Here is an 8,985-nt window from a genome sequence, read left to right on the forward strand (position 1 = left end):
TCGATCGGAATATTGAAGGGGAACGGGCATAGGTATATCGGCCGGCGGTTTGGACGTTTGATCCGCTATTTCAGAGCCAAAATAAAACCGAGACTTCAAATGCGATAAATAGGAAACTGCTGTCTCTCAAATTCAGATGGGCGTTGATCAAGCAACACAATCAAACGATGACTTCAGTTGCGATCAAAAGGAAACTGGTGTCTCGCGAAATCCATTGGGCCGCGTTCAGGCACGACTATCAAACCGTTAATTCAATTGCGGCTATTAGCTGGTAGTAGCCACATGAAATCAGATGGGCCAGATTCAGCGGCGTTGAAGACAGGCGATGGTTATCGCAGTCACAACCACCCGCGCGAACGGTAGACATAACCGAGTGACGGCGGATGACTAACCACTTCAAAAACCCCGACTCCGTCACTTCGGTTCATGTCATGGTTCGCGTGGTACACACGACCACAGTCGGCACGACACCGCTGGTGACAAGTCTACCCGATCGGAATCGCGAAGGGTAACGAGCATAGATTTTTCGGCTGGCGCATAGGGCGTTTGATCGGTTATCGCGGAGCAACATCCAAACCGTGGCACCAAATGCGATAAGCAAGAAACTGTTGCCACGTGAAATCCGAAGGGTCGAGTTCGCAAACGACAATCAAACCGTGAATTCAATTGCGATCAATAGGAAACTGACGTCTCGCGAATTCAAATAGGCCGAATTCACGAGCAACTATCAAACCACAAACTTAGTTGCGGCGATCGGCTAACTGTTGTCAGTTGACATCAGATGGGCAAAATTCAGCAGCATTGAAGACAGACGTAGGTTATCGCAGTCACAACCACCCGCGCGAACGGCGGACATAACCGAGTGACGGCGGACGACTAACCACTTCAAAAATTCCGACTCCGTCACTTCGGTTCATGTCATGGTTCGCGTGGTACACACGACCACAGTCTACACTACATCGCTCTCGACCAGTCTATCCGATCGGAATCCCCAAAGGGAACGAGCATAGATATTGCGGCCGGCGGCCAGGGCGTTTGATCAGCTATCTCGGCGCAGAAATCAAACCGTGACATCAAATGCGATCAACAGGAAATTGATGTCCGTTGAAGTCCGATGAGCGCAATCTGGGCACAACTATCAAACCGTGATTTCAGTTGCGGCGATCAGCTAAGACTTGCCACGTGAGATCAGTTGGGCCAGATTCAGCAGCATTGAAGACAGGCGATGGTAATCGCACTCACAACTACCCGCGCGAACGATTGACATAACCGAGTTGCGGCGAATGACCAACCACTTCAAAGACATCGGCTCCGCAACTTCGGTTCATGTCGTGGTTCCCCGCTCGTCGGATTCACATGAGTTCCTCAATGTTGCGGGTGTCGGAAACCAGTTCATCCAGCGTTCGGGCAATTACAGGTGAATCATCGTAGCAAAGATTCCCAGAGGAAGCAGCAAGTATCGGATAGTCTGCGCCGACTGCCGGTTCGCGCATATCAAATACATAGAAGACGCCGCCGCCATTTAGTCCGAACGGCAGGGCCCCTGGCATGTAAATCGGAAATTGGTAGTCGACCCAATAGTCACGAGTCGTCTTGGAATCGAAGTACGCGACCTCACGTTCGCCAATTGTAAAGCCACCGCCGTTCGATCGCGCGAGGAGCGTTACGTAGGATTCCGGCAAGTCACGAATGGACGGAGACGTGCTCGGCAGGCGGGAAACGGTATCAGAATCAAGGTATTGCGAAAGACGAGAAACCTCGTCATCTGAGAACGGGGCGCGGAGCATAGCATTCGCTGCTGATATCGAATCCACGTCGATCCCAGGGTTCAGCTCAAAAAATGCTTCGTCGTCGATCTTCATTTTGTCGGGGAACGTCAGAAATCACGCGGGACGGGCGAACAACTTGCAAGCAGACGGTAGACCACGACTCCCGTCCTCGCGTGCATTTCATTGTTCCCCGCTTCCTAGTTTACGCTGGTGGCGTTGAGTCCCATTGTATCAAATCAGCGTTCAACACATTCGCGATTTGCAGCGCTCGGTTCAGAACCAAGTCCCGTTGTCCTGGGGCGTGACAAACTAAAATGCAATGTTGGTCTTCGGGGCCCCATAAAAATCCGCCGACCTCAGAGCCAGAGATGATCAATCTGACAGCATTCGCCGGTGGGTGCAAAGTGATTGGTTGGCCATTCGCAGGATTGATACCCGGGCTTCCCAAAATTGCATCAAAGTCATCGGCGGACGCGATATAAGCCATCCAATCGTCAAGTCGAAGCGGATCCGAATCAGATGTTGCTTTAATCTCCGCGACGTATTCCATCAATCATCTCCGCCTTTATATGGAACCACGTGGAAAAGTCGCCCCTTGGCTTCGATCGCGGACAAGTCACACACAATCATGAATGGTCGGAACAGAAGGAGGATTCCCAACCCATTGTCGCAGTGCAATTGTCTAAGTGCGGCATCAATGTCCATTCCGGTGTCGATCCTTCAACGCAACATCGAGACAATCTGCAATTCAGTGGGCGGTAAAGACATCGCTCAACGTGCAAGACTCAGTCGGGGAACGGCGGACATAACCGAGTGACGGCGGATGACACACCACTTCGAAACCCCCGACTCCGTCACTTCGGTTCATGTCATGGTTCGCGTGGTACGCACGACCACAGTCTGCAATACATCGCTGCTGACAAGTCTACCCGATCGGAATGGCCAAGGGGAACGAGCATTGATATTTCAGCCGGCGGGTAGGGCGTTTGACCAGCAATCTCCAAGCAGGGATCAAACTGTGACATCAGAAGCGATCATCAGGAAACTGTGGTTCCCTGAAATCCAGTGGGCCACGCACAGCAACAACGATCAAACCGTGACGTCAAATGCCATTGATTGGAAACTGATGTCTCAAGAAATCAATTGGGCAGTATTCACGAGCAACTATCAAACGACAAACTCAGTTGCGGCGATCGGTTAACGGTTGCTAGGTGAGATCGGCTGGGCCAGATTCATACGCTTCAAATTGCAGAGGGCGATGACCAAGCTGGAGACAGATGTGATATCAGCCAGTTCACCTACCCGCGCGAACGGCAGACATAACCGAGTGACGGCGGACGACTAACCACTTCAAAAACCCCGACTCCGTCACTTCGGTTCATGTCATGGTTCGCGTGGTACGCACGACCACAGTCGGCACAACATCGCTGCTGACAAGTCTACCCGATCGGAATCGCCAAGGGGAACGAGCATAGATATTTCGGCTGGCGCATAGGGTGTTTGAACAGCTATCTCGGCGCAGAAATCAAACCGTGACATCAAGTGCGCTACACAGGCAACTGCTGTCCCATGAATTCAAATGGGCGTTGTTCAAGCACCGAAATCAAGCCGCGAATTCAATTGCGATCAACAGGAAACTGAGGTCTTGTAAAATTAACTGGGCCGAGTTCACTAACAGCTATCAAACCGTAAACTCAATTGCAGCGATCAGTAAACGGCTGCCACTTGAAATCAAATGGGCCGAATCCAAACGCTTTGTGCTGCAAAGGGCGATGAACACCTTCGAAGGAGATGAGTTATCAGGCAGTTCATCTATCCGCGCGAACGGTACGAATCACCGAGTTGTGGCGAGCGACTCACCACTTCAGTCAAACCCAACTCCACAACTTCGGTGCATTCGATTGTTATGCCATGATTGTGTCGCACCGTCGAGGTACACATTCACTCATCGCGAAGAGAAAAGCAGTTAGTACTCTGTTGGGCAGATACCAGGAACCAGAATTTCAAGTTCATTGATTTGATCATCAGCAAAGTAAGCCAGAACGCCAAGGGATGCCGAATAAACGTCGGTGGAACCCCACGCAGTAAGTGGAGCAGTTTCGGATTCGGCACCGTGCGATGCCAGTAGATCCGCGATTTGTTGTGCGGTAAATCCATTGATCTTGGTGTCCCACAACATCAGCGGTTCGGAAGATACGCGAACGCTCATGCCGAAGACACCAAGTTCGGACGCGATTGTCACGGAGAAATCACCGTACTCAAGTCTGCGTCGCCCCTTCGGATGGGAGTCAACGTCGTTCACTCTCGTTTCGGCTTCAGGATGACCGAGCACGCAGATTATGTCATCAACGGACGCTCCAAACGGAAGATCGCTTCGGCCGTGAAGGGGGACGAACTGCATGGTGGCATAACGGTCATGGTCACCGAGTCGGCGCGGTTGAGGTGAAACTAAAACCCAAAAGTCGTTGACTCGCCGACTTCGGTGCACCAACAGGTTCGCGAGGTACCCACGACCACAGCCGGCACTACATCGCTGTCGAACAGTCTACCCGATTGGAATCACCAAGGGGAACGAGCATAGATTTTTCGGCCGGCGGAAAGCGCCTTTGACCCGCTATTTCGGAGTAGAAAACAAACCGCGAATTCAAGTGCGATAGACAGGCAACTGCGGTCCGCTGAAATCGGGTGGGCGTTTTTCGACGCAACGAAATCAAACGGCGAAGTCAGTTGCGATTGATTGGAAACTGATGACCAATGAAATCAGATGGGCCGCAATCAAGCGACGCAATCCAACCGTGAATCCAAGAGCGATCAACAGGAAACTGACGTCTCGCGAAATCAAATGGGCCGAGTTCACGAGCAACTATCAAACCGCAACTTCAAATGCGGCGATCAGCCAACACTTGCGACGTTAAATCAGATGGGCCGGATCCAGACGCGTTGAATTGCAAAGGGCGATAACCAACTGAGAGAGAGATGAGTCATCCACCGGTTCATCTACCCGCGCGAACGTCGCGGTTCACTGGGCTAACGGCGTTTGACGTCCAAATGTCAAACCACGTCGACGTTAGTTTCGGTGCAACCGCTTGGTTCTAGGGGTACGGCGATCATTGCAAGGACGTGGGTCTTGATGCGATCGAACGTGAATTCTAAAACCAATATCAGTCAGACGCAAAGATCTGACCGCAGAGCCAAGCTATCCGTATGACTGCGATCCAACGCGGACACATCGAACAAATTACCACGGCGGTACGCCGTAGTCTTCCGCCGGAGTAGCTAATTCCAGCGGGTTGGTTCACTTCTCTATCCTTCGAAGTGAACCGCGACGTCCTAGTGGCAAGGAAGCCACTAGAACGGCGGACATAACCGAGTGACGGCGGACGACACACCACTTCAGAAACCCCGACTCCGTCACTTCGGTTCATGTCATGGTTCGCGTGGTACCCACGACCACGGCCAGCAGTACATCGCTGTCCCAAAGTCTACCTGACTGGAATCGCCGAGGGAAACGAGCATGTATTTTCCGGCTGGCGCATAGGGCGTTTGAACAGCCATCTTACAGCAGAAATCAAACCGTGACATCAAATGCGATAAACAGGAAACTGCTGTCCCACGAATTCGCAAGAGAGTTGTCCAAGCGAGACAATCAAACCGTGAATTCAATTGCGATTGATTGGAAACTGACGTCCTGTGAAATCAGATGGGCAGTATTCACGAGCAACTATCAAACGACAAACTCAGTTGCGGCGATCGGTTAATGGTTGCTAGGTGAGATCGGATGGGCCAGATTCAGACGCTTCAAATTGCAGAGGGCGATGACCAAGCTGGAGACAGATGGGATATCAGACAGTTCACCTACCCGCGCGAACGTTACCGATCAGCTGGCGGCGACGATTGATCATCCACTTCAAAACGCCTGACTTCGCCGCTCGGTTGCATCGGATGGTTCTGGCTTTCTTGTTCTAGTTGGCGTTCGGTTCGAGGAACAGGGGCTCGCTGGGATCAGTGGGTACTCGAGATGGATCGGGATTGGACAGGATCATAGCATTCATGTCTTCAACTTCGGTGACAAGCCGGCGCACGGATTGAGCTGGGCTAATGTGACCAGTGACGGGCTCGTATTTCCCATCGTCTCGAACAGACAGATAAACTAAGTAGGTGGCCTTGTTGTCGACACTGGGGTTAATTGTCTTTTGGCGCATTCGAATGGTTGAAGGGAAGCCGCCCATGCCTTTGTAGCCCGGACGAGGCAATAGCTGAACGAGGACCGCTGACTTGGGGCGATCCTTGCCTTTCAGTACTGAGATAACGTTCAACTTGGTTTCGTGCTGCTGGAAAGTAGCGGCATTCGATTTGTCCGTCGCAACAATTGGAAGTGTATTTGGAACCTGCACCGCTGGTTCCGCGGTAACGATGGCGACAAAGTCAGATTTGTCGAAGCACTCTTGTTGTGGCCAGCCGTGAACGCCTTGCGCACTCACAGGAAACCAAGAGAGTAGCGATATGAGGAAACCGATAGCGACGCGCATTCTTAGTACTCTGTAGCCAGAACGGTAACGATCACGTGGTCGCCGCGAACGACCTACCACTTCAAAAACCTCAACTCGGCGACTCACGTGCATCGTCGGGTTCGCCGTATCAGTCTCCAATCTATCGTTCAACCGGATGGCGGTCCAACTTCGATTGAGCCGTCGAGATACTGCCTCATTTCAGCGAGCACGCGTTCGAAGTGTGGACCTTGGCCTTGGAACTGAACTTCTGCGACATCGGACACCCCACCGTCGAAGAACATCCTGGAGCATCGCACCAGTCCAACGGAATCTCCGTCAGGATCACGAACAATTGCAATTAGGTTTGGTGGATCGCAAATCTCGATTGGTTCATCATCACCTGTAAGCCAAGACGCAGTCAATGTGGCGGTGTCACGATGTTCTAAGTCGAATTCTGCCGCAAATTGCTCCCAAGTTTGCTGCGTGAGAGTGTTGGCAAAGTGGATGCATCCGTCATACATCAAATTGCACCCAATGCGTTAACGTGAAAGATCCATCGGTCGGCGAACGATTGACATAACCGAGTTGCGGCGATTGACCAACCACTTCAAGGACATCGGCTCCGCAACTTCGGTTCATGTCGTGGTTCGCGAGGTACCCACGACCACAGTCTGAATCACATCGCTGCTGACAAGTCTACCCGATTCGAATCGCGAAGGGGAACGAGCATAGATATTTCGGCCAGCGGGTAGGGCGTTTGATCCTCTATTTCGGAGCAACATCCAAACCGTGAAATCAAATGCGATAAACAGGAAACTGTGGTTCCGTGAAATCCAGTGGGCCACGCACAGCAACAACGATCAAACCTTCACGTCAAATGCGATTGATTGGAAACTGATGTCTCAAGAAATCAATTGGGCCGAATTCACGAGCAACTATCAAACGACAAACTCAGTTGCGGCGATCGGCTAATGGTTGTCAGGTGAGATCAGATGGGCCGGATCCAAACGCTTTGTATTGCGAAGGGCGATGACCAACTGAGAATGAGATGAATCACCCAGCGGTCCATCTACCCGCGCGAACGGCGGACATAACCGAGTGACGGCGGATGACACACCACTTCAGAAACCCCGACTCCGTCACTTCGGTTCATGTCATGGTTCGCGTGGTACACACGACCACGGTTTGCAGTACATCGCTGTCGACAAGTCTACTCGATTGGAATCGCGAAGGGGAACGAGCATGGATTTTTGGGCTGGCGCATAGGGCGATTGAACTGCCAATTCGGAGCAGAAATCAAGCCGTGACATCAAATGCGATAGACAGGAAACTGCTGACCCGTGAATTCAGATGGGTGTTATTCGAGCGACACGATCAAACCGTGAATTCAATTGCGATCAATAGGAAACAGAGGTCACATGACATCAGGTGGGCCCAATTCAGCCGCGACTATCGAACCGTGAATTCAATTGCGGCGATCAGCTTGAATTGGCCACGTGAAATCAGGAGGGCCGGATCCAAACACTTTGTAGTACAAAGGGCGATGACCAACTGAGAAAGAGCTGAATCATTCAGTGGTTCATCTACCCGCGCGAACGGCGGACATAACCGAGTGACGGCGGACGACTAACCACTTCAAAAACCCCGGCTCCGTCACTTCGGTTCATGTCATGGTTCGCGAGGTACACACGACCACAGTCGGCACTACATCGCTGGTAACAAATCTACCCGATCGGAATCCCCAAGGGGAACCAACATAGATATTTCGGCTGGCGAATAGGGCGTTTGAACTGCTATCTCCAAGCAGGGATCAAACCGTGACATCGAATGCGATAAACAGGAAACGGCCGTCACTTAAATTCAAATAAACGCTATTCCAGCGACACGATCAAACCGTGAATTCAATTGCGATTGATTGAAAGCTGATGTCCGTCGAAATCAGATGGGCTGGATTCGGCAGCGACTATCAAACCGCAGCATCATTTGCGGCGATCAGCTAACAGTTGACACGTGAAATCAGATGGGCCGGATCAAAACGCTTGGAATTGCGATCGACGATAACCACGCTCATGGCAGGTGAGTGATCAGGCAGGATATCTACCCGCGCGAACGGTCATGGTCACCGAGTCGGCGCGGTTGAGGTGAAACTAAAACCCAAAAAACGTCGACTCGCCGACTTCGGTGCACCAACAGGTTCGCGTGGTACACACGACCACGGTCTGCAGGACATCGCTGTCACCAAGTCTACCCGACTGGAATCGCCGAGGGAAACGAGCATGTATTTTCCGGCTGGCGCATAGGGCGTTTGAACAGCAATCTCGTAGCAGAAACCAAACCATGAAATCAAACGCGATAAACAGGCAACTGCTGGCCCATGAATTCGCAAGGGAGTTGTCCAAGCAACACGATCAAACCGTGAATTCAATTGCGATCAATAGGAAACTGACGTCTCGCGAAATCAAAAGGGCCGAATTCACGAGCAACTATCAAACCACAAACTCAGTTGCGGCGATCGGCTAATGGTTGTCAGGTGAGATCCGATGGGCCAGATCCGTCAGCATCGAAAACAGGCGTTGGTTATCGCAAGCACAACCATCCGCGCGAACGTCTGCCGTCACCGAGGACGGGCCAAGAGACTAACCACTTCAAAACCGTCGACTCCCGTCCTTCGGTGCACGGCATTGTTATTTGTCGTCGGCGTGGGATTCGCGTTCCAATTGCCGCAG

At 51.8% G+C, this 8,985-nt stretch carries 6 protein-coding genes; 1 reads left to right on the top strand and 5 read right to left on the bottom strand.

What is annotated here, in order from left to right; translation table 11 throughout:
* Positions 1-1,352: 1,352 nt before the first annotated feature.
* Together LOC67_RS16925 and LOC67_RS16930 are read right to left on the bottom strand one after the other, a co-directional pair.
* Positions 1,353-1,862: an SMI1/KNR4 family protein gene (locus LOC67_RS16925; protein WP_230263821.1), complete on the bottom strand. Its 510-nt coding sequence runs from the start codon at positions 1,860-1,862 to the stop codon at positions 1,353-1,355.
* 109 nt (positions 1,863-1,971) lie between these two features.
* Complete coding sequence (locus LOC67_RS16930; RefSeq protein WP_230263822.1) at positions 1,972-2,319, bottom strand: hypothetical protein; 348 nt, start codon at positions 2,317-2,319, stop codon at positions 1,972-1,974.
* A gap of 273 nt (positions 2,320-2,592) precedes the next feature.
* Here LOC67_RS16930 and LOC67_RS16935 point away from each other — a divergent pair, with 273 nt between their 5' ends.
* A complete protein-coding gene (locus LOC67_RS16935; protein ID WP_230263823.1) occupies positions 2,593-2,970 on the top strand; it encodes a hypothetical protein in 378 nt (125 codons plus the stop codon).
* Positions 2,971-3,735: 765 nt separating this feature from the next.
* On the opposite strand, the gene LOC67_RS16940 is transcribed toward LOC67_RS16935, so the two are convergent.
* The 3 genes from LOC67_RS16940 to LOC67_RS16950 form a co-directional block, all read right to left on the bottom strand.
* Complete coding sequence (locus LOC67_RS16940) at positions 3,736-4,071, bottom strand: hypothetical protein (protein WP_230263825.1); 336 nt, start codon at positions 4,069-4,071, stop codon at positions 3,736-3,738.
* A gap of 1,660 nt (positions 4,072-5,731) precedes the next feature.
* Complete coding sequence (locus LOC67_RS16945) at positions 5,732-6,298, bottom strand: hypothetical protein (RefSeq protein WP_230263826.1); 567 nt, start codon at positions 6,296-6,298, stop codon at positions 5,732-5,734.
* A gap of 128 nt (positions 6,299-6,426) precedes the next feature.
* On the bottom strand, positions 6,427-6,780 hold the full coding sequence (locus LOC67_RS16950; protein ID WP_230263827.1) for a hypothetical protein: 354 nt from the start codon (positions 6,778-6,780) through the stop codon (positions 6,427-6,429).
* Positions 6,781-8,985: the final 2,205 nt, after the last annotated feature.

Origin of the sequence: Stieleria sp. JC731, from assembly GCF_020966635.1 — a bacterium.
GTDB lineage: Bacteria > Planctomycetota > Planctomycetia > Pirellulales > Pirellulaceae > Stieleria.